This is a genomic window from Winogradskyella ludwigii (assembly GCF_013403985.1).
Lineage (GTDB): Bacteria > Bacteroidota > Bacteroidia > Flavobacteriales > Flavobacteriaceae > Winogradskyella > Winogradskyella ludwigii.
This window is the reverse complement of the sequence record NZ_JABFDF010000002.1, coordinates 385570-406770: the sequence shown is the minus strand read 5'-3', so window position 1 is coordinate 406770 and position 21201 is coordinate 385570. Positions and strand designations below refer to the sequence as shown.

Here is a 21201-nt window from a genome sequence, read left to right as displayed (position 1 = left end):
TTATTTTTATATCATCTTAAAATAAGAGAGTATTAAATACTGCAAGGTTTAATGATTAATAAGTTTTACAGTAAGAAAAATCGTTTTAACAAACGTTTTAAATAAAAGCATTTATGACAAATAATATAATTATAGAAAATCAATATAAAAGAACAAGTCTATTTGAAAAAGATAATGTGAATTATCTGGTTCACGTTTTAAAACGTTTTAATACTGTTCCTAAATTAAATAACATTAATATAATTACCTCTACTACTGAGCCAGATGTATTTAAAATTGTACCAAACAAATCCATCATAATAGGAGCTTTATATTTGAAAAATCCGGTATTAGCTCTAGTTTATTTGAGGTATGGTATTGAATGGCAACTTTGGTATAAAGCATTAGGTAATAAAAAAGATGATGTTGCTTTATGTGATATTGCAGCATTTAGAGTCACTCGAATATTTTATAAATTATTACCTAAAGAGGACAAAGAAAAATTAGAATCTGTCAACCATATATTAATTGATTTAATTAAAAAAGGTGAAGATATAAGTGCTGAAGCTTTACTGAAGTTTGAAGAATTACAAGATTTTCATGGTTTAAAAAATACCAACAAAGAATTTAAAGCATCTTGGAAACCAATTGTAGAAAATTTAGCAAAACCAACAGAGTATTTGTTAATGGATGGAGGTGATTTAAGATTAAATATAGATGAAGTTGCACTGTTAAATAAATATGGTTGCAGACCATTTCCTAGGCCAGATGCTTTTACTTTCGCTTCATCAACAGCGACAAGTGTTTCTAATTATGCCTTTGATAAGACAGATAAAGTTAGAAGTATTTTAATTAAAAATAGTTTAAAGAATGGTTTTCAATCTACAACCAATGCCTTTTCTGAATCTTTAAAAAATAACTTAAAAAGTATATTTAATTTAAACGAAGAGAGTGAAATAATTTTTTCTCCATCGGGAACTGATGCATCACTTCAAATTGCAGGTATTACTCAAATTATTACAGATAAAGACATTGCGCATATTTTGGTGGCATCCGATGAAACCGGGAGTGGTGTGGCTGCAGCATTAAAAGGTTGTCATTTTGAAAATACTACAGCACTCAATTACCCAATTAAAAAAGGAGATAGAATTGAAGGTTTTAGAGATGTTGAATTGATTAAAGTACCTTTAAGAGATGAAAAAGGTGAGTTAAAACTGGCATCTCAGTTAGATTCAGAAGTCTTTAATGCCATTTTAAAAACTAGTGAATCTGGTAAACAGATTGTTCTTCATGTTATGGATCATTCAAAATTAGGTTATCAATCACCTAGTAAGGATATGATGGAAAAAATAAATAATCTTAACAATATCTCAATACAAGTTGTTATTGATGCAGCTCAGTTTAGGTTAGATCCTCAAGACATACAAGATAGTTTAAACAGAGGGCATATTGTAAGTATTACTGGGAGTAAATATTTTACTGGTCCTCCATATTGTGGAGCATTAATTTTTCCTAAAACTATTAGTAACCAAATTTTTGATGTAAAAACCACTTTGCCTAAAGGATTAAATAATTATTACAATCATTCAGATTGGCCAACAACATGGTCGTGTTCAAATGAATTATCTGATGGATTTAATTATGGCTCTTACATGCGTTGGAATGCTGCCATAGTTGAAATGGATAGGTATTTTAAAACCCCAATTCTTTACAGAAATATGGGTATTGAAATGTTCTGTAATTTTGTTGAAGACTCTGTAAAAGATGCTTCCTTTTTAGAGCCATTATATGGAGATGAAGCAAAAACAAATTGCTCTAATAGTAAAGGGTTTGGATTGAGAAATATTCGTACCATTTTTCCGTTTTTCATTGTTAATAACGGCAAGGTGTTGTCTATAGATCAGGTTAAAAAACTCTACGTATTATTAAATTCTGATATATCTGAGCATTTTCAAGGTTCTCCATTAGAAATAATTAGACTTGCAGGACAAAAGTGTCATATTGGGCAAGCTGTTAATGTAAAATATAGTAATGATATTCAGAGTGCTATTTTAAGAATTAGTTTGGGTGCTAGGATTATTTCCGAAAGTTGGGTTAATAGAGATATTAGCTTATTTTTTAGAAATATAGAAATGCAAATGAGCCAAATCACAGTAATCATAAAGAAAATTGAATTGATTCTTAATTATCCAGAATTATTGGATTAGTAAATCTTATTAATAATAAAATAATCGATTTTCAAGATTTATCTTAATTTTTTCATTTGATTTAATATCATATCTGATAAAAATAAATGCTTATTTCAATCAATCAATCAATCAATCAATCAATCAATCAATCAAATAGTATGAATTTAATCTAAAATATATTATGTTTATAGGACTAAACCTATTAAGTCATGAATAAATTCGTTTTTAGCCTTTTACTTATTCTTTTAGTTACACTTCAAAGCTGTAATGATGATGATATAAGAACAGAAACAATTGATGAGATTTCTGAAATTGAAAAAGATCTCATTTTCCAAACAGAAAATTTTGGTGAATCAATAAACGCAGATTTTTTAGGAATAATTTCTGATGAGGAAGGTGAACCATTGGCTAACGTGCAAATTACAATAGGGAATTCTAATGCCACTACAGATATTAATGGTGTTTTTTTATTAAATAACGCTTCGGTATTTGAGAAATTCGCGTACATAAAGGCTGAAAAAGAAGGTTATATAGATGGGTCAAGAGTTGTAATTCCAAAAGCTAATGGTATTAGTAAGATAAATATCGTTTTATTAAAAAAAGAGGTAACGGCAAGAGTGAGTAGTGGTATGCCATCAGAAGTCTCTTTGCCTAACGGAGCTCAGGTAGACTTTAGTGGTGATTTTATAACATCTCAAGGAGATTCGTATGATGGAGATGTTGATGTCATATTAAATTATCTAGATCCATCAATAAGGAGTACATTTTTAGAAATGCCAGGTCGATTATTTGCACAAACAGAAACAAATGATGCTAGAATTCTTGAAACATATGGAATGATTTCTGTTAAACTGTTTTCTCCTTCAGGTGAGGTTTTAAATATAGATGAAAATAGTCCATCAACGATATATTTACCTGTGGTGCCTAACCAAACAGGTATTGCGCCAGATACTATTCCACTATGGTATTTTAATGAAGTACAAGGTTATTGGAAGGAAGAAGGAGAAGCTATTAAAACTAATAATAAATATATAGGTACAGTAACTCATTTTTCTTGGTGGAACTGTGATCTTCCATTAGATTTTGTAGAATTATGTTTTTCTATTGATTCTGATAGTAGTGCGGCAAGTACTCTTTATTACGTGTCTATTGAGCGTGTAAGTAATAATCAAGTAATTTATTCAGGGAATATAATTTCTGAGGATTCTGAGTGTGGATTAATACCAAAAAATGAAGAGCTTTTAATATCAATTTATGGTGTTTCTGGATCTTGTAATAATCAATTGATACATTCTGAGACGTTTGGTGGCTATGCCACGGAAGCTAGTTTGAATGTTTCTTTCACTGAGGAGTATACCACAACATCGCTTACAGGTGTAGCAACTAATTGCGATGGTAACCCTCTAACTAATGGATATATTTATATAGACGAGCTAAATATATTTAGTATTACAGATGGAATAATTGATATAGGTATTGTGACTTGTTCAACAACAGAAATGATCACCGTTATGGTATTTGATTATGATACTAATCAATGGGCAGTTGCAGAGGATGTATTATTAGATAGCCAAGAGGTGAATTTAGGAATGTTGAATACTTGTGGTGATACAGGAGGTACATTTAATGGAGATGTAACTTTGTTAAATCAAAATGAGGTAAATAATTTTGGAATATTTGGCTATGCAAATATCAATGGCAGTTTGAAAATTGGTGTATATGATACAGCGTCCAATATTGTTGATTTAACACCATTATCTCATCTAGAAAATATTGATGGTGCCTTGACAATCGAAAATAATCCTAACTTACAAAATCTTGATGGATTTAATAGTTTAATATCGGTTGAAGAACTTCGTATAGATGTTAATTCGTCATTAGCTTCAATTACATCATTAGATAATTTAGTAGAGGTAGGAAATATATATATATCTTCAAATGAATTACTTAATTCATTGAATGGATTAAACGGAATTATAAATGCAAGTAATGTTTTCGTTGATAATAACAATTCATTAATATCATTAGCTGGTTTGGAGTCACTTACATCTGCGTATGATGTTACTATTCGAAATAACGCTATATTAAATTCAATTTATGAACTTAGTAGTTTATCGGTTGCAAATAGAATAGAAATTTATGAACAACCGTTGTTGGCATCACTAGAAGGATTAAATCAAATTACAGATTTAAACAGGTTAAGAATTAGTTATAATGACGCACTTACAGATCTTTCTGGTTTAGATAATTTATCGTCTGTTTATCTATTTTTTATTGGTGGTAATGATGCATTAAGTAGTTTAAATGGCTTAGATAATTTAATTAATGTAACAGGTGTTAATATTGGTAGAGATTTGGATTTTGATGTTATGAATATTGCTCCAAATCAAAATTTAGTAGATTTTTGTGCACTACAAAATTTATTTATTAACGGTACTTACCAAGAAGAAAGTTCAGGACCATTTTCAATATATGGAGTATACATTGAAGATAATTCTTTTGATCCTACAGTACAAGATATTGTTAGTGGTAATTGTAGCCTGTAGTAAGGGGTGTTATAGTCTTTGTTCACTTACTTAATATGAGTAGGTTTATCAAATCTATTTTTTAGGTTTTAGGGACTAATTCAGTCTCCTTTATTTCTATTATTTACCTTTGTGTAAATTATAAGTTTATGCGATCTAACTTATTTGTAATCTTGCTTTTATTCAATTTAGAAAAGATACAAATTCTTTGATGGTCTTTGTTTTGTTGTATTATAAATACAATAGTACTTTTAGTACTTTGATTTATTAATCGTGTTTAGGCTTAGAAACAAGGTTAGAGGCAAGTGTGTTTAAAAATTCGTTCACTTTATAAGGCTTTACAATAGAATCATCAAATTGTGCACCTTTAAAGCGGTCGTCTTGTTCGTCTTGTGTTACAGCTGTTAATGCAATAACAACAGTAGGTTTTTGTAGGTCTCGGATTATTTTAGTCGCATCAATGCCATCCATAATAGGCATATGAACATCCATTAACACCAAATCATAATCAGTTAGCATAATTTTATCTATACCTTCTTGACCATTAGTGGCAACGTCTACGAGTATTTCGTGACTTTCCAATGTCTTTTTTGTCACTAAAAGGTTAATTTTATTATCATCTACAACTAAGACTTTTTTGCCGCGAAGCAAGTCTGTAGAGATTTTATCTTGAACATCCTCATTGGAACGCTCTCGTTTTGAAATTCCAAACGCTATTTCAAAAAAGAAATTTGAGCCTTCATCTACAACACTTTCTAGTTGTATGTTAGATTTCATATCGATAAGTAATTTTTGAACAATTGTAAGTCCTAAACCGGATCCTTGAAAATCTCCTTGGTTTTTAAGTTGTCCAAATTCTTCAAATATTTTTTGTTGATCAGCTAAAGGAATTCCTTGTCCATTATCTATAACTTCAAACTTAAGTTTTGATTCGTTTTCTGTGATTTCGATAATAGACACACAAAGTTCCACTTTACCATGGTGAGTAAACTTTAATGCATTACCTAATAAATTAATGAGAACTTGAGACATTTTAGTTTGGTCTCCTTTTAGCCATTTCGGAATTTTAGGATCAATAGTTATAATAAGTTGGTTATTAGTTTGTCTGGTTAAGTATTCTAAAGACTCTTTTATGTTATGAAGAAAGTCATTAAGGTGAAATGATTTTGATTTAAATTTTATTTTTTCATCAGAATCCATTTTGTTTAAAGTCAATACATCGTTTACAAGGTTTAGTAAATAGTCTGCAGAAAATTTTAAAGATTGTAATTCGGTTTTATGAGATATAAGGTTTTTATCATTATTAAGCACAGTACTTAGGCCTATAATACCATATAGCGGAGTACGAAGTTCATGGCTCATGGTAGATAAAAATCGTGATTTAGCTTCCGCTAATTTTTCGGATTTTAGTTTGGCAGCTAAGTACTCTTCATTCTTTTTCTTTAATTCAATATTTAATTTTCTTCTATTTTTAGTCACCTTTAGTAAGTTGGCCAAGAGAACTAAAAGTAAGAGGGTTACTAAAATGCTTATGACTAAGATATTTTTTTGTGATGCCGCTTTTTCTATTATCACCTCATTTCTGAGTTCTTCATTTTTAAGTTCTTCTTTTATTTTAGCATTTTTAAGCGTATTAGTCAGGTTATCTGCCGACTTTTGAATTTCTACTTTACTCTGTTCAACAGAAAGGCTATCTTTTATTTTGTTAATATCATAGGCCTTTTTATAATCGCCTGTTTGAGCAAGGCATTCAATATAACCATTATATGCTTTTTTTAATATATCTAAACTATTGGTTTCTTTAGATAATAAAATAGCTTGTTGGTAAAAACCTTTAGCTAAATCGTAATCTTTTTTTTCATATGCATATTGAGCTTTGTATGCGTTAAGGCCTGCAAGCCCAGTCTTAAAATGTTCTGGTGCATATAATTCTGCTGCATCGAGATATGGTTTGGCTTGTTCATGTAGATTAAAGTGGTCAAAATAGATTTGAGCTATATTATGATTAAGGAGAAAAAGAGCGAGGTCATTGTTGTCTTCTTCAGCAAGCGGTATAGCTTTCTTAAAAGCACTTATAGCTTGGTCTGGTTCTCCAAAAGCGTAATAAATATTCCCAATATCAATCTGTGCGCCTATTAAAGATCTATTATCGTTTAGTTTTCTTGCTAATTGAATGTTTTTTCTAGCATAATCTAGTGACTTTAGAGAGTCGTTTAAGTTGAGATAAGAATTTGCTAAGAAACTGCGAATTTTACTAATTTCATCATTTAGTTTATTACTTTTTGCAATTTCTAATATGTCGTTTGCTTTAATAATAACAGAACTGTAATCTTCTTTGTAATAATCAGCTCTCATAAGCTCACTTACAGAATCTAAATAAAGTTTTATTTCGTTGTCTTCAGAAGGTATTGGATTATTAGTGGAGCTATTATTTTGTTGTGCATTAAGTGCAAAAAAATGTAGAAAAAAAACTAAATATATGAGGTGTATTCGCATGGAAATCGACAATATGTAAGAATATATGTCAAATTACTAAAAAAAATGTGATGAGAGTTCTTTTTTATAGCTAATATTTTAAGGATAATGAATTTAGTCGTTTTCAATATCGTTTTTAGTAAAACAGGGTGTTGGTTCTACACAGTATTTTAAGCTTTTAATAGGTTTAGGTTTTTGATGTTGTTAGTTTTAGATTGGTCAAACATTAAATTTTAAAAGACTACATGAGCTTTTTTATTCTAATTAAGGCTTTTCTACATATTCTATTTATCTTTGATTTTCAAAATAAAAACAATGCAACTCAATCTAACAAAGCCAATCTGTTTTTTCGATTTAGAAACTACAGGAATTAATGTTTCAAAAGACAGAATCGTAGAAATTTCAATTCTTAAAGTCTATCCAAATGGAAAAGAAGAAACCAAAACTTGGGTGGTAAACCCAGAAATGCCAATTCCGGCAGAAGTTACTGCAATTCATGGAATTTCAGATGCAGATGTTGCAGACAAGCCTACATTCAAAGAATTATCTAAGGAAGTGCATAACATGATAAAAGATTCTGATTTAGGAGGTTTTAATTCTAATCGTTTCGATATTCCATTATTGGCAGAAGAATTATTGCGCGCAGATGTAGATTTTGATATGAAAAATAGTCAATCTATTGATGTACAAACTATTTTTCATAAAATGGAACAACGTACCTTGGTTGCTGCTTATAAATTTTATTGCGATAAAAGTTTAGAGGATGCACACAGTGCAGAAGCAGATACAAAAGCAACTTACGAAGTTTTAAAAGCACAATTAGATCGTTATGAGGATTTGGAAAACGACACTAAGTTTTTAGCTGAATTCAGTTCGCGTAAAAAGTTTGCAGATTTTGCAGGTTTTTTAATTTTTAATAAAGAAGATGAAGAATGTTTTTCATTTGGAAAGCATAAAGGAAAACGAGTCGTAGACGTTTTAGAAAAAGAACCAGGTTATTTTGGATGGTTACTTAATGCAGATTTCCCTTTATATACCAAGAAGGTTCTTACGGCTATTAAGCTTCGTCAATTTAATAACAAGTTGAGTTAATTGTCATTCCTGCGAAGGCAGGGATCCATAATATAAAATAAAGATCAAATTAATAAGATTCCTGCCTTTGCAGGAATGACAGAAATATGAAACTAATCTGCATAGGTCGTAATTATACTGACCACATTAAAGAACTCGAAAACGAAAAACCAACAGATCCTGTGGTGTTTTTAAAACCAGACACAGCAATTTTGTTAAAGAAACAGCCGTTTTTTATACCTGATTTTTCAGATGATGTACACTATGAAGTTGAAGTTTTAGTGAAAATCAACAAAGTTGGGAAGCATATAGATAGAAAATTTGCACATAAATATTATGATGAAGTTGGACTAGGAATAGACTTTACAGCACGAGACCTTCAGGCTCAGTTAAAAGGAAAAGGTCTTCCTTGGGAAAAAGCAAAAGCCTTTGATGGTGCTGCAGTAATAGGTAGATGGTTACCAAAAACTGATTTTGAAAATATTGATAAAATCAATTTTAGTTTAAAGAAAAATGATACGTTAGTTCAAAAAGGAAATACAGAGTTGATGTTATGGAAAATTGATGAACTTATAGAATATGTGTCAAAATATTTCACTTTAAAAATTGGAGACATTATATTTACAGGCACACCAGCAGGAGTTGGTAAAGTTTTTGCAAACGATCAATTAATAGGATATCTTGAAGACCAAGAAATGTTTTCAATAAAAATAAAATAAATGTCAAAACATTATCAATTACATCGCGTACGTGAAATGGCAGAAGGCGACGAGGATTTTATCTCAGCTATTGCAGCTGCTTTCTTAGAAGAAGTACCAGAAGATGCGGCACGATTAAAAAAAGCAGTCCCAGAATTAGATTATAAAGAAGTTTATCAGGCGGCTCACAAAATGAAACCAACTGTAGATTTATTTGAATTGGGTGTTTTAGATACACTAATAGAGGTTCAAGATTGGGGAAAGTTTGAGCAGACTGATAAAAATGTAGACCAACAACTTCAGATAGTTTTAACTGCAGTAGAGAATGCTGTTAATGAGATTAAAACCGATTTTGGTCTGTAATGCAAGCAGAAATTATTACTATAGGAGATGAAATTCTCATTGGTCAAATTGTAGATACAAATTCCGCATTTTTAGGTAAAGAATTTAATAAGTACGGTATTTCTATATATCAGATTACCTCAGTTCAAGATGATAAAGCTCATATTCTTAAAGCTTTAAAGGAAGCTGAAGAGAATGCCGATATTATTATTATTACAGGAGGATTAGGACCAACTAAAGACGATATTACTAAGCACACTATTTGCGAATATTTTAATGATACGTTAATAGAAGATAAAGCGGTATTGGCTAATGTAGAACAGATTTTTTTAAAATATAGTTCGGCTCCGCTTTTAGAAGTCAACAAACAACAAGCCTTAGTACCAACTAAAGCTGAAGTTCTTATGAATCATAATGGTACAGCACCAGGAATGTGGTTAGAGAACAATGGAAAAGTATTTGTATCGCTTCCAGGCGTACCTTTTGAAATGAAAGCATTAATTACGGAACAAGTAATTCCGAAGTTAAGAGCTAAATTCAAGTTTCCATATATAATGCACAAAACGATCTTAACTTACGGACTTGGAGAAAGTGCATTAGCAGAACGAATAGAAGCATGGGAAGACAATTTACCTAATTTTATAAAATTAGCCTATTTACCAAGTTTAGGACGTGTACGTTTACGTCTGTCTGGAAAGGCAACTGAAAAATCAATTCTAGAGAACGAAATCCAAAAGCAAGTTAAATTGCTTTTACCTCAGATTGAAGATGTTTTTGTGGGTTATGAAGAAGATGACTCTATAGAAATGATAATTGGTAAACAATTAACTGCAAAAGGCAAAACATTGGCTGTTGCAGAAAGTTGTACAGGAGGTCGTATTGCAAAATCATTTACTGAAAATGCAGGAGCATCAGCTTATTTTAAAGGAAGTGTGGTTACTTATGCAACAGAATCTAAAGTAAAAATCTTAAACGTATCAGAAAAAGATATTAAAGACCATTCTGTAGTGAGTAAAGAAGTGGCAGAAACAATGGCTAAAAACGTGCGAACACTTTTTAATAGTGATTATGGCATAAGTACTACAGGTAATGCAGGACCAGATAAAGGAGATTCAGATGCAGAAGTAGGAACCGTTTGGATTGCTATTGCAACAAAAGATAATGTGTATTCTGAAGTTTTTAATTTTGGAACTCCTCGTGAAAAAGTTATAGTAAGAGCTACAAATAAAGCTTTTGAATTACTTAAAAAAGAAATTTAACTAGCAATATTTTTTTTCTCTGAGCTGAAGATTCGTTAATACTTATTTTTTAAAAAAATAAAATAATTGCAGAACACTCGCAAGGGTTTATAAATGCTGAGAAAATCTCTTCATTTTTGAGAGAAAATATAAGTTTATTTGGGTTCAGAAAAAAAAGTATAGTTTTATGTTTGTTGAAACGTAAAGTTTTACTAAATTTGCACCCTGTTTAAAATATCCATGTTCGGATTTTAAAATCTTATTATTATAATTCTTAGGAAAATCCTAGAAACGAAATAGAATAATAAGCATTAGCAGAAAATTAATTATAGACCTAAAGAAAGAAAACAATGTCAAGAGTTTGTGAACTTACTGGGAAAAAAGCGATGGTTGGGAACAACGTTTCTCACGCAATGAATAAAACAAAACGTAGATTTGATGCTAATTTAATCAAAAAACGTTTTTACATTCCTGAAGAAGATAAGTGGGTAACATTAAAAGTTTCTACATCAGCATTAAAGACTATCAATAAAATTGGTATCGATGCAATGTTAAAAGAAGCTAGAGCAAAAGGATTTTACAAATAATAGCGTTTACGCTTAAGTCAATTTACAATGGCAAAAAGAGGAAATAGAATACAAGTTATCTTAGAGTGCACAGAGCACAAAACTTCTGGACAACCAGGAACATCAAGATATATCACAACGAAAAACAAGAAGAATACGCCAGACCGTATGGAGATTAAGAAATTTAATCCTATCCTTAAGCGTATGACAGTTCATAAAGAGATAAAATAAGAAAACATGGCAAAGAAATCAGTAGCGTCTTTACAGACAGGATCAAAACGTTTGACAAAAGCTATAAAAATGGTAAAATCTCCTAAAACTGGAGCTTACATGTTTGTAGAATCAGTAATGGCACCAGAATTTGTCAGTGACTTTTTGAATAAGAAATAATCTTTATTATAATATAGATTAACTAAACTGCTTTCATTTGAGAGCAGTTTTTTTATGTTTATATTTGAAATAGCTGATTCTTTTTAAAATCATTGTAAAATAAAATGAAGTTTTTTTATTAATTAAGTAAAGGAACATAGCATTTTTATTTCAGTTGTTTTGAATAGATATTGGTATAGTATGACAACTTAGCAGTAACTTGTTAAAGGCAAGGTTGTTGTATTATGTTTTGTGCGTTACCACGAGTAAATATGTGGTTTGGGTTTTACACGCTGTCTTTAAAGGTATTGACTCTAATTTAATTGAGTCAGTCAATTAAAAAGATGCTAGTTCAAATTTGAAATAGACATACAATGTCAATGTGTAATCCGTAATGCAACAACAAAAAGCTATAAGACAACTAACCGAACAACAAAATGAGTTTTTTTAAAAAAATATTCTCTTCAGAAAAGAAAGAAACACTAGACAAAGGACTAGAGAAATCTAAATCTTCTTTTTTTAATAAGTTAAACAAAGCCGTTGCAGGAAAATCTAAAGTCGATGATGACGTTTTAGATAATCTTGAAGAAATATTAGTAACGAGTGATGTTGGTGTAAATACAACTTTAAAGGTTATCACGCGAATTGAAGAACGAGTTGCTAAGGATAAGTATTTAGGTACTTCTGAGTTAAATAGAATCTTAAGAGAAGAAATTGCGGCCTTACTGTCAGAAACCAAATCTGGTGAAGACACAGAATATACAATTCCGGAATTACCAAAACAAGCTGACGGTTCTAAAACACCTTATGTACTTATGGTGGTTGGTGTTAATGGTGTTGGTAAAACAACGACTATTGGTAAATTAGCTTATCAGTTTAAAAAGAAAGGTTTAAACGTTGTCCTTGGTGCAGCAGATACGTTTAGAGCTGCAGCTATAGATCAGTTACAAGTTTGGGCAGACAGAGTTGATGTGCCAATGATTCGTCAAGAAATGGGATCAGATCCTGCTTCTGTAGCTTTTGATGCTTTACAATCTGGTGTGAATCAAAATGCAGATGTTATTATTATTGATACAGCAGGACGTTTACATAACAAGATTAACTTAATGAATGAGTTAACTAAAGTAAAACGTGTAATGCAAAAAGTAGTTGCTGATGCACCTCATGATGTTTTATTAGTATTAGATGGTTCTACAGGACAAAATGCTTTTGAACAAGCTAAACAATTTACTGCAGCAACTGAAGTAACGTCATTAGCAGTAACAAAGTTAGATGGTACAGCAAAAGGTGGAGTTGTAATAGGAATTAGCGATCAATTTCAAATCCCTGTAAAATATATAGGAGTGGGAGAAGGTATTGAGGATTTACAAGTCTTTAATAAATATGAGTTTGTAGATTCATTCTTCAAATAATAGAACAATCACCTCTTAATTGAATATTCTATCGCTTTAAAGTAAAGTGTCCGGAATAAGTTCTGCCATTTTCTCTTGTCACTACAAACCAATAATCAGATGTTGGCATGTCACTTCCTTTATAAGTGCCATCCCATTGAGAATTATGATTTAAGGTTTGAAGTATCTTTCCGTATCTATCAAATATGTTTATCGTTAGTTCTGGTTCTGAAGAGGAATTTTCTATAAACCAAGTATCATGATTATTATCACCATTTGGTGTAAAATATTTCGGATAATTTAATAGATATGCAACCTCTTCAATAATGCCACAACCATTTTTATCTCTAACATAAACGGTATATTCTCCAGGATCTAAACCTGAAAAAACACTACTATTTTGATAATAAATATTGTCTATTGAATATTCGTAATCACCTAAACTCAGATTTGATAAATGAACAGTAATGGAGTTGTTATGATCTGACCAATCGTTAATGGTAATATTAGATATAACAGCAGTATTGGAAAGTATAACTTCAAAACTCTTAGTAGATGAACAAATATAATTGTCATGATCTTCGGTCACAGTAACCCAATGTAGTCCTAGATTTTGGTCGGTGATAGTAATAGATTGTGATGTGTCTCCAGTGGACCATAAATAACTATCAAAACCATAACCTGCATCAATATTTATAGCATTGTATGTGGCACATATCCCAATGGAATCCTCTAGGTCGATTATTGGTGTTGCTTCTAAATTTAATATAATTTCAGCTATTTGATAGCATTGGTCAGGAGAATCTATTCTTACAAAAATTGTTAGAGTTTCAGGGTAATAATTGTAGTTTTCTGGATTTATTAATTTATCATCTTCACTATTATTCTGGGCTTCATTTAGATTTTCAAAATAACTAAATGTACAATCTTCACAGTTTACCATGTCATATTCATAAAGTGTTAAATCTATATTTTCTTCAGCGTCATTGTCGGTGTCACAAATATAGGTTTCTACATTAGTGATCATTAAACTTGGTGATACTATGCTAACTAATACAGGAAACCGTACATCACTTTCACAACCGTTAACCGTTTCTTGAGCACCATAATAGGTAGTACCATCGATTAATATTGATGTGTCTGTAATGATATTTCCATCAATTAATGAATCATACCAAATGGCAGTTGCACTGACGTTAATATTATTTACAGTGGGTTGTTGCGTTGTACAAAAAGTTTGTTCAGAATCTCCTGTTAAGGGCTCTGGTGTTTCTAGAATAGTGACCGTAAAGTTTTCTGAGGTAATTCTACACGAAATCGAATTTATATTGGTTCCATCTGCAACCGTTATACGATATAAATAAATTCCAGAATTATCAGTGTCGGTAAATGTAAATTCCGTTAACGTTTCTCCATTAATATCAACCCAAGTTTCACCTAAATCATCAGAATATTGCCATTGATATTGAGGATCTACATAACCTGAAGACACATCAGATTGAAAGGTATAGTTAACCAATTCATCTTCACAAAGTGTAATTGCACTGCTAATGTGGTTGTCTATAGAATTTATAATTGTTGGCCCACAAGGTCTAAAGGCAATATCGTCTAGAGCAATATCATTTCCTGGATGTGCACTTGGAGCCGAGTTTAATATGGTTATAATAACCGTTTCATCATTGTTTAGCGTAAAAAAGAAACCATATTGCTGCCAAATACCGGAGGAACTTTGTGAAATATCACCTGTATTATATGATCCTAATATTTCACCTCCTGGGCTACTTATTCTAAACGTAACATCGGGATGATATTGATCTGTACCTGCCGATGGATTCATAATATTCATCAACCATGCAGAAAATTCGTAAGTTGTATTAGAACAAAGTCCTGTAATAGATTTGGTATAAAAAACACCTTCGTTAGCGAGAACAGCACTATTTATGACCATCATATAGCCATTAGAGTTTCCTGTATGGTCAGTTGTTACATGCCAAGCATTAGCTTTTAATCCGCTTGTGGTATTTGATATGGTGTATTCGCCTTCGTCTAATTCTCCAGAATTGCTGTATGAAAATGCGGTGATTTCAGATCCTAAAGCACCTCCTCTAGCAGTACCAGAACCAAAGTCTATTTCAGCAACAGGATCGCCTAAGTTACCTTCACATAATTGGGCATATATTTGAATAGAGTAGCAAAAGAAAATGGTAAGTAATAGCTTATTTTTTATATGCAAAGTGTTATGTTTTTTGAATAATCCTACTTAGTTGTTTACTTTTTAGATGTATTCTTTACATAAAACTTGCGCTATAGAGGAATTTAAAATTGATAAAATATTTTATGTTTTATTGAATCAATCAATAAGCGCATTAATTTTTACCCAAAGTTCATTGTCAAAATTAGAAAGTGCAAAATTATCATCGTCGGCAGATTGTCCCATTCGTATTATTACCAGCTGTTTACTAGGAACGATATAGATTTTTTGATCATTTTTACCCAATGCTGCATACATATCACTTGGAGCATCAGGAATAAGTTCACCTGAAATTTCAAGTTGACTTTGAGGTAAGTGGTACGAAGACTTACCGTTTAACCACCATAAATAGCCATACGCTAAATTAATATCTTGAGAAGTGTTTGTGGCAGCAGACATATAATTTTCACGAAGAATTTGTTCGTCTTCCCACTTACCATTGGCATACGTTAATAAGCCAAATCTAGCCATGCTTCTCGTATTACTAAAATAAACACTTAAACCAGCAAGATCTATCCAACTCCCAGACATTCCTATTTTATCTCTAAGATTGGTATTAAAGTAATTATCCCAACTGGTATCGCTAGATTCTGCTACAATATCTTGTAATTTTACATATACATTGTGATATGCCCAGCGACTGCCTGCATCGTCAACATATTGTAAATTATTAGGTGAAACATCATCACCTAAAGTGTCATCTAAACCAGAAGTCATGGATAATAAATGTTTAGAAGTAATTAGATTTTCTTTATTCAAAGGAGCGCTTGTCCAACCCGTTCCTAAATAATCTGAAACTTTATTATTTATATCAATAAGTCCTTCTTCTTGTGCAATACCTGTAACTGCTGCTGTCAGCGTTTTTCCTGCACTTGCCCAATACCAAGATGAACTACTTGTATGATCATTGAAATAGTCTTCAACGACTATCCTTCCTTTGTGTAATATAATAAATCCTTTAGAGTTCTTTTCTTCTAAAAAGCTGAGTAGTGGAGCGTACTCATCTTCATTCCAGCTTAATTCAGACATTGACTTCGTTTCCCATTCATTAGAATTTATAGGCGGAAAATATATGTCTTCAGTTTCTGGTTCTTGAGGCTCTGTATCGTCGTTAGAAGCGCATGAAAAACTAAGTAAAAAAGATAAGATGAGACATGTAAAATAGCTGTTTTTCATAAGATTATATTTTATATAGGACACTAAAAATAAGCTAAGGTTTAATCGTTTAAATTACAAACCATAATCGAGTAATCAAATATCGTAAATCATTACGTATCTTTGCAAACTGATTTACAAAAACATGCGTACAAAAACTCTTAAGAAAAACAGAATCAACGTCATTACTTTAGGCTGTAGTAAAAATGTTTACGATAGCGAAGTGTTAATGGGACAGTTAAAAGCAAGTGGAAAGGACGTTGTCCATGAACAAGAAGGTAACGTTGTTGTTATTAATACTTGCGGTTTTATCAATAATGCCAAAGAACAAAGTGTGAACACCATTTTGGAATACATGCAGAAAAAAGAAGATGGCGAAGTCGATAAAGTTTTTGTTACAGGTTGTTTAAGTGAGCGTTACAAGCCAGATTTAGAAAAGGAAATTCCTAATGTAGATCAGTATTTTGGAACTACAGAATTACCTGGCTTATTAAAAGCATTAGGCGCCGATTATAAACATGAGTTAATTGGAGAGCGTTTAACAACGACACCAAAAAACTATGCTTATCTTAAAATTGCAGAGGGTTGCGATAGACCTTGTAGTTTTTGTGCCATTCCAATAATGAGAGGAAAACATAAAAGTACTCCTATTGAGAATTTAGTTATTGAAGCTGAAAAATTAGCCGCTAATGGTGTTAAAGAATTAATTCTTATTGCTCAAGATTTAACATATTACGGATTAGATATTTATAAAAAACGAAATCTTGCAGAGTTATTAGAAAACTTAGTTAAAGTTGAAGGTATTGAATGGATTCGTTTACACTATGCATTTCCAACAGGTTTTCCGATGGATGTTTTAGACATTATGAAGCGTGAGCCAAAGATTTGTAACTATTTAGATATTCCGTTACAACATATTTCTGATGATTTATTAAAATCGATGCGTCGTGGTACTACAAAAGATAAGACCACAAAATTGATTAATGAGTTTAGAGCAATTGTTCCTGAAATGACTATTAGAACAACACTAATTGTTGGTTATCCAGGAGAAACTGAAGCACATTTTGAAGAACTTAAGAATTGGGTTTCAGAAATGCGTTTTGAACGTTTAGGTTGTTTTACGTATTCTCACGAAGAAAATACACACGCTTATAATTTGGAAGATGATGTTCCTGAGGAAGTGAAAATGCAACGTGCTAATGACATTATGGAAATTCAATCTCAGATTTCTTGGGAATTGAATCAAGCTAAAATAGGGCAAGTCTTTAAAGTGGTTATCGACAGAAAAGAAGGTAATTATTTTGTTGGTCGTACAGAATTTGATTCTCCAGATGTTGATAATGAAGTGCGTATTGATGCTACAACAACCTATTTAAAAACTGGTGAGTTTGCCACCATTAAAGTTATAGAAGCTGAAGATTTTGATCTTTATGGAGAAGTCTTAGTCTCTTAAATAAAAGTATTTATTGAATGGTTGCTAATGTGTTTACTAGACATATTAGCAACCATTTTTTTGTTAAACGTAAATATTAAGTTTTACTACAGTTTAACCCTGACCATTTTTTACAAGTATTATGGTCTTGGAATATTTATATAAGGTTGATGGTTTTATAAAAAAAAATCGCGGTATAAACTATTACCAATTCAAAAATACCATTCCAATACCACAAGTTAAAATAATCAATCCGCTCAATAATCCCATATATTTTTCTAGCCAGCCAAACTGAAAACGCTGAATACTAAAATAACCTAGCAACACCATAAAGAGCATTGATAGTAACGTAACAGCGAGATAAACTATAATTAGAATGCTAACTTGATGAAAAGATTGCTCAGCAGTAGGATAGAATAAAAGCGGAATTAAAGGTTCGCTAGGTCCAAGAGCAAAAATAAAAAGCATTACCCAAGGTGTTACCTTAAATTTCTCGTCTGGTAAAACAGCATTGCCATCATCTTTATGTTCATAAATTAAAATATCAGCGTCATCATTAACCTCAAAATGTTTGTGTAATTTATTGCGTTTTAGACTATATAATCCCCATAGTGTATAACCAATTCCAAAAATTAATAGCAACCATGCAGCCCAATTACCACGCGTAGATTCAATAAGGTCAAATTGAATTAAAGTGTAACCAATTCCTATACCTATTAAACCAATTAAAATAGAACTTAAAACATGAGCAAAACCACACATTAACGTCCAAAATATTGTTTTTTTTAACGACCATTTTCCAGATTTAGACAAGGCTATAAACGGAAGATAATGATCAGGACCAGTTAAGGTATGAATCATACTGATGCCAATAGCAGACGTTAATAATAGAGAAAAACTATGGTCCATTAATTTTCAATTTCTAGTTTAAGTGCTTTAACAACCGTTTGTGTAATCTGAAATAAATGTTCTCCGCTATTAGCTAATAGTTTTATTATTAAACCATTTGTTGGCGCGAGTGACGTCCCAAATTCAATGTCTTCAAATTGAATTAGAATGTCGTCTGCTTTTTGTTTAATGGTTTTGACATCCAAGTTTTCGTTGATGATAAAAATACTACCACTATGAGAGAAATCTTCTAACTGACCGAGTAATGTTGGCATCTGTAATTTTGGTTGAAAGCAAATATGCTCAATAGCAACTGGGATACTATTTTGATAAATGGTTGTGCTATTTTCAAACGAATTATAATCGAAGGATTCACCATTTAGTTTTCGGCCACAACTAAATAAATCGCACCAAATTAACGTAGATCCTGTAGATAAATAAATGTCGTTTTGAGCTATGAAGTTGGAATCTTTATGCGGTACTGTTGGATGCGGTAAATATTGAAAAAATCCATTTTCGCCAACGTTAATCGTTGTGTTTTGAACAGCAGATGTTTTCATATTATAAATACGCTGATACGATTGTGTATGCAACGATAAAGCACAATTTTCTTTCACATCAATTTGAAACGTATAATGGTCGCCATCTAAAATTCCAGGTGAAGAACTCATAAGCATTAGTTCTAGACACGGTTGAGTTTTATCTTCGCGTACATCCATTACCTTAAATGGGTTGGAGGCAAAGCATTCCTTTAAATAGGTAATACCATTTCTGTTAAATGTATGGATTGCAACGGTCGATTTCATTTTAAAAGATTGGGTTCTTCAACGGTTTCAAATAGTGCGTATTTTTTAATCCAACCAATAACATCATCCAAGCCAGTGCCATCAAACAAATTGGTAAAAATAAAAGGCTTACCAACTCGCATTTTTCGTGAATCGGTTTCCATAACCCCTAAATCTGCTCTAACGTAAGGTGCTAAATCAATTTTGTTAATCACCAATAAATCACTTCTTGTTATTCCAGGACCACCTTTACGTGGAATTTTATCACCTTCTGCAACATCAATAACAAAAATGGTCAAATCTGCTAAATCAGGACTAAATGTAGCCGATAAATTATCACCTCCACTTTCAATAAATATCAATTCAACTTCTGGAAACCTGTTGGCTAATTCATCAACAGCTTCCATATTCATACTAGCGTCTTCACGAATTGCGGTATGCGGACAACCACCTGTTTCTACTCCGATAATTCTATCGGGATCGAGTAAACTATTTTGAGTTAAAAACTGTGCATCTTCTTGTGTGTAAATATCATTGGTAACCACAGCAATACTATAATCCTTGCTTATGGCTCTTGTGATTCTTTCAATTAACGCGGTTTTACCGGAACCAACAGGTCCTGCTACGCCAATTTTTATATAAGTTCTTTCTTTCATTTTTATGACATGTAAAGTCTTGAGTATAAATTTTCGTGTTGCATGGCTCTAATATCAAAACCAATGGAACACAATCCTAATTTTGATTTTTCTGGTTGCATAGAAGCGGCCACTAAGGTTTCCATTAACGGCATTAATTTTAAAATTATTTGCTGTCCAGATTGCTGTCCTAATGGAATTAGCTTCACACAATTTGTGGTGAAAGCAGTAGCAGCATTATAATAAAAACCGGTTAAAGCTTCTTTTTTTTTCAGTTTTAAAGCGTGAGCAATAATAGCGAACACAATACAATAATGGCCGTAGAGTTCTTTACTTTTTATTTTTTGGTGTAAGATTTGAATGTTTTTGTTTTCATCTAACGATTGAAATATTTTAATTAATCTCAATCCTAATTTCTGACTTGCAATTCTAATTTCCGAAGGCAATTTTGTAGCATTACAATGATTATCGAGCGAAATAATAGTGTCCCAATCCTCATTTTCAATAGCTGAAAATACAAAAGATAAATAACTCGCATCATTATAAACGATACTTTGTGAAAGCATATTTTGAATAAAAAGTAGGGCAGAAGTCTCATCTTTTACAATGTCTTTTTGCACATACGTTTCCAGTCCATTGGAGTGAGAAAACCCACCAATGGGTAAAGTTGGATCGCTGAGATGTAATAATTGCAGTAATGCTGAATTCAAGATGTAGGTTGGGTTAATTGCATGATTTTTGTAAATAAACTTTTGTTTTCTCCATGTGGAGCAACGGTTGTTTTTAAAGGTTTTACGAGTTTTCGTTCTTCCTTTTTAATTTTATAATTTGAAGCTTCAAAATAACGTGCTAATGGTTTATCAAAAGCCACCATTAATTCGTCATGATCCATAAATAAGGGTAAATGCCTATTGCCAATTTCAAAACATGCAGCAGCCAATTCAAAATTAGATTTTGGTATAATTACTAAACATTCGCAAGGTGTAATTTCTACACTACCAATATGGGTTTCTGTTTCAAACAAAACATCACCTTCTTGGAAATTAGGATTTTCATTTAAAAATTTAATTTGTATTGAATTTCCATTTTGAGATGTTTTATGAGCAATACGCTTATGCACTTCATACCATTCAAAAGCAATAGGATCTACTATTTTATTTTGGGTTTGAAACGTAGAAATATGACCTAGTTTTTTATAAATTTTCATATGCT

At 31.6% G+C, this 21201-nt stretch carries 19 protein-coding genes; 11 read left to right on the top strand and 8 right to left on the bottom strand.

The genetic code is table 11. From position 1 onward, the window contains the following. Positions 1-113: 113 nt before the first annotated feature. Together HM981_RS07835 and HM981_RS07830 are read left to right on the top strand one after the other, a co-directional pair. Complete coding sequence (locus HM981_RS07835) at positions 114-2186, top strand: hypothetical protein (RefSeq protein WP_179338207.1); 2073 nt, start codon at positions 114-116, stop codon at positions 2184-2186. Between the two features lie 191 nt (positions 2187-2377). Further along, the gene (locus tag HM981_RS07830; protein WP_179338205.1) at positions 2378-4714 is read left to right on the top strand and encodes a carboxypeptidase-like regulatory domain-containing protein; all 2337 of its coding nucleotides are present in this window, start codon (positions 2378-2380) and stop codon (positions 4712-4714) included. A gap of 246 nt (positions 4715-4960) precedes the next feature. Here HM981_RS07830 and HM981_RS07825 read toward each other — a convergent pair whose 3' ends face one another. Continuing rightward, positions 4961-7189, bottom strand: a complete 2229-nt coding sequence (locus tag HM981_RS07825; RefSeq protein WP_179338203.1) for a tetratricopeptide repeat-containing hybrid sensor histidine kinase/response regulator — start codon at positions 7187-7189, stop codon at positions 4961-4963. Positions 7190-7483: 294 nt separating this feature from the next. Between HM981_RS07825 and HM981_RS07820 the strand changes: the two genes are divergently transcribed. The 8 genes from HM981_RS07820 (at position 7484) to ftsY (ending at position 12864) form a co-directional block, all read left to right on the top strand. Next, entirely contained in the window at positions 7484-8260 is a 777-nt protein-coding gene (locus tag HM981_RS07820) for a 3'-5' exonuclease (RefSeq protein ID WP_179338200.1), read from the top strand. A gap of 86 nt (positions 8261-8346) precedes the next feature. Beyond that, positions 8347-8958 (top strand): fumarylacetoacetate hydrolase family protein, encoded by a 612-nt coding sequence (locus HM981_RS07815; protein WP_179338198.1) that lies wholly within the window; start codon positions 8347-8349, stop codon positions 8956-8958. Next, positions 8959-9300: an Hpt domain-containing protein gene (locus HM981_RS07810; protein WP_179338196.1), complete on the top strand. Its 342-nt coding sequence runs from the start codon at positions 8959-8961 to the stop codon at positions 9298-9300. Further along, positions 9300-10538, top strand: a complete 1239-nt coding sequence (locus HM981_RS07805) for a competence/damage-inducible protein A (protein ID WP_179338194.1) — start codon at positions 9300-9302, stop codon at positions 10536-10538. Before HM981_RS07810 ends, HM981_RS07805 begins: the two co-directional genes overlap by 1 nt. A 329-nt stretch (positions 10539-10867) precedes the next feature. Next, positions 10868-11104, top strand: coding sequence for a 50S ribosomal protein L28 (rpmB, locus tag HM981_RS07800; protein WP_179338192.1), 237 nt, complete (start codon positions 10868-10870; stop codon positions 11102-11104). Positions 11105-11131: 27 nt separating this feature from the next. Then, positions 11132-11314, top strand: a complete 183-nt coding sequence (gene rpmG, locus HM981_RS07795; RefSeq protein WP_020896723.1) for a 50S ribosomal protein L33 — start codon at positions 11132-11134, stop codon at positions 11312-11314. A gap of 6 nt (positions 11315-11320) precedes the next feature. Further along, complete coding sequence (locus tag HM981_RS07790; protein ID WP_173588131.1) at positions 11321-11473, top strand: DUF4295 domain-containing protein; 153 nt, start codon at positions 11321-11323, stop codon at positions 11471-11473. A 416-nt stretch (positions 11474-11889) separates the two neighbouring features. Continuing rightward, positions 11890-12864, top strand: a complete 975-nt coding sequence (gene ftsY, locus HM981_RS07785) for a signal recognition particle-docking protein FtsY (protein WP_179338190.1) — start codon at positions 11890-11892, stop codon at positions 12862-12864. A 28-nt stretch (positions 12865-12892) separates the two neighbouring features. Here the strand turns inward: ftsY and HM981_RS07780 are convergent, their stop codons facing one another. Beyond that, positions 12893-15076, bottom strand: coding sequence for a T9SS type B sorting domain-containing protein (locus tag HM981_RS07780; protein WP_179338188.1), 2184 nt, complete (start codon positions 15074-15076; stop codon positions 12893-12895). Positions 15077-15193: 117 nt separating this feature from the next. After that, positions 15194-16270: a serine hydrolase domain-containing protein gene (locus tag HM981_RS07775; RefSeq protein WP_179338186.1), complete on the bottom strand. Its 1077-nt coding sequence runs from the start codon at positions 16268-16270 to the stop codon at positions 15194-15196. A 124-nt stretch (positions 16271-16394) separates the two neighbouring features. Here HM981_RS07775 and rimO point away from each other — a divergent pair, with 124 nt between their 5' ends. Then, the gene (rimO, locus tag HM981_RS07770; RefSeq protein ID WP_179338184.1) at positions 16395-17702 is read left to right on the top strand and encodes a 30S ribosomal protein S12 methylthiotransferase RimO; all 1308 of its coding nucleotides are present in this window, start codon (positions 16395-16397) and stop codon (positions 17700-17702) included. Positions 17703-17885: 183 nt separating this feature from the next. Here the strand turns inward: rimO and HM981_RS07765 are convergent, their stop codons facing one another. Genes HM981_RS07765 through HM981_RS07745 form a run of 5 tightly spaced genes read right to left on the bottom strand, consistent with a single transcriptional unit; the run spans position 17886 to position 21196 of the window. Beyond that, positions 17886-18590, bottom strand: coding sequence for a hypothetical protein (locus HM981_RS07765; protein WP_179338182.1), 705 nt, complete (start codon positions 18588-18590; stop codon positions 17886-17888). After that, positions 18590-19375: an urease accessory protein UreD gene (locus tag HM981_RS07760; RefSeq protein ID WP_179338180.1), complete on the bottom strand. Its 786-nt coding sequence runs from the start codon at positions 19373-19375 to the stop codon at positions 18590-18592. The genes HM981_RS07765 and HM981_RS07760 overlap by 1 nt, the downstream gene beginning before the upstream one ends. Further along, positions 19372-20010 (bottom strand): urease accessory protein UreG, encoded by a 639-nt coding sequence (gene ureG / locus HM981_RS07755; protein WP_179338178.1) that lies wholly within the window; start codon positions 20008-20010, stop codon positions 19372-19374. Before ureG ends, HM981_RS07760 begins: the two co-directional genes overlap by 4 nt. Positions 20011-20012: 2 nt before the next feature. Beyond that, positions 20013-20699 (bottom strand): urease accessory protein UreF, encoded by a 687-nt coding sequence (locus tag HM981_RS07750; RefSeq protein ID WP_179338176.1) that lies wholly within the window; start codon positions 20697-20699, stop codon positions 20013-20015. Continuing rightward, positions 20696-21196 carry an urease accessory protein UreE gene (locus HM981_RS07745; protein ID WP_179338174.1) on the bottom strand — a complete coding sequence of 167 codons (501 nt, stop codon included), beginning with the start codon at positions 21194-21196 and terminating at the stop codon, positions 20696-20698. The genes HM981_RS07750 and HM981_RS07745 overlap by 4 nt, the downstream gene beginning before the upstream one ends. Positions 21197-21201: the final 5 nt, after the last annotated feature.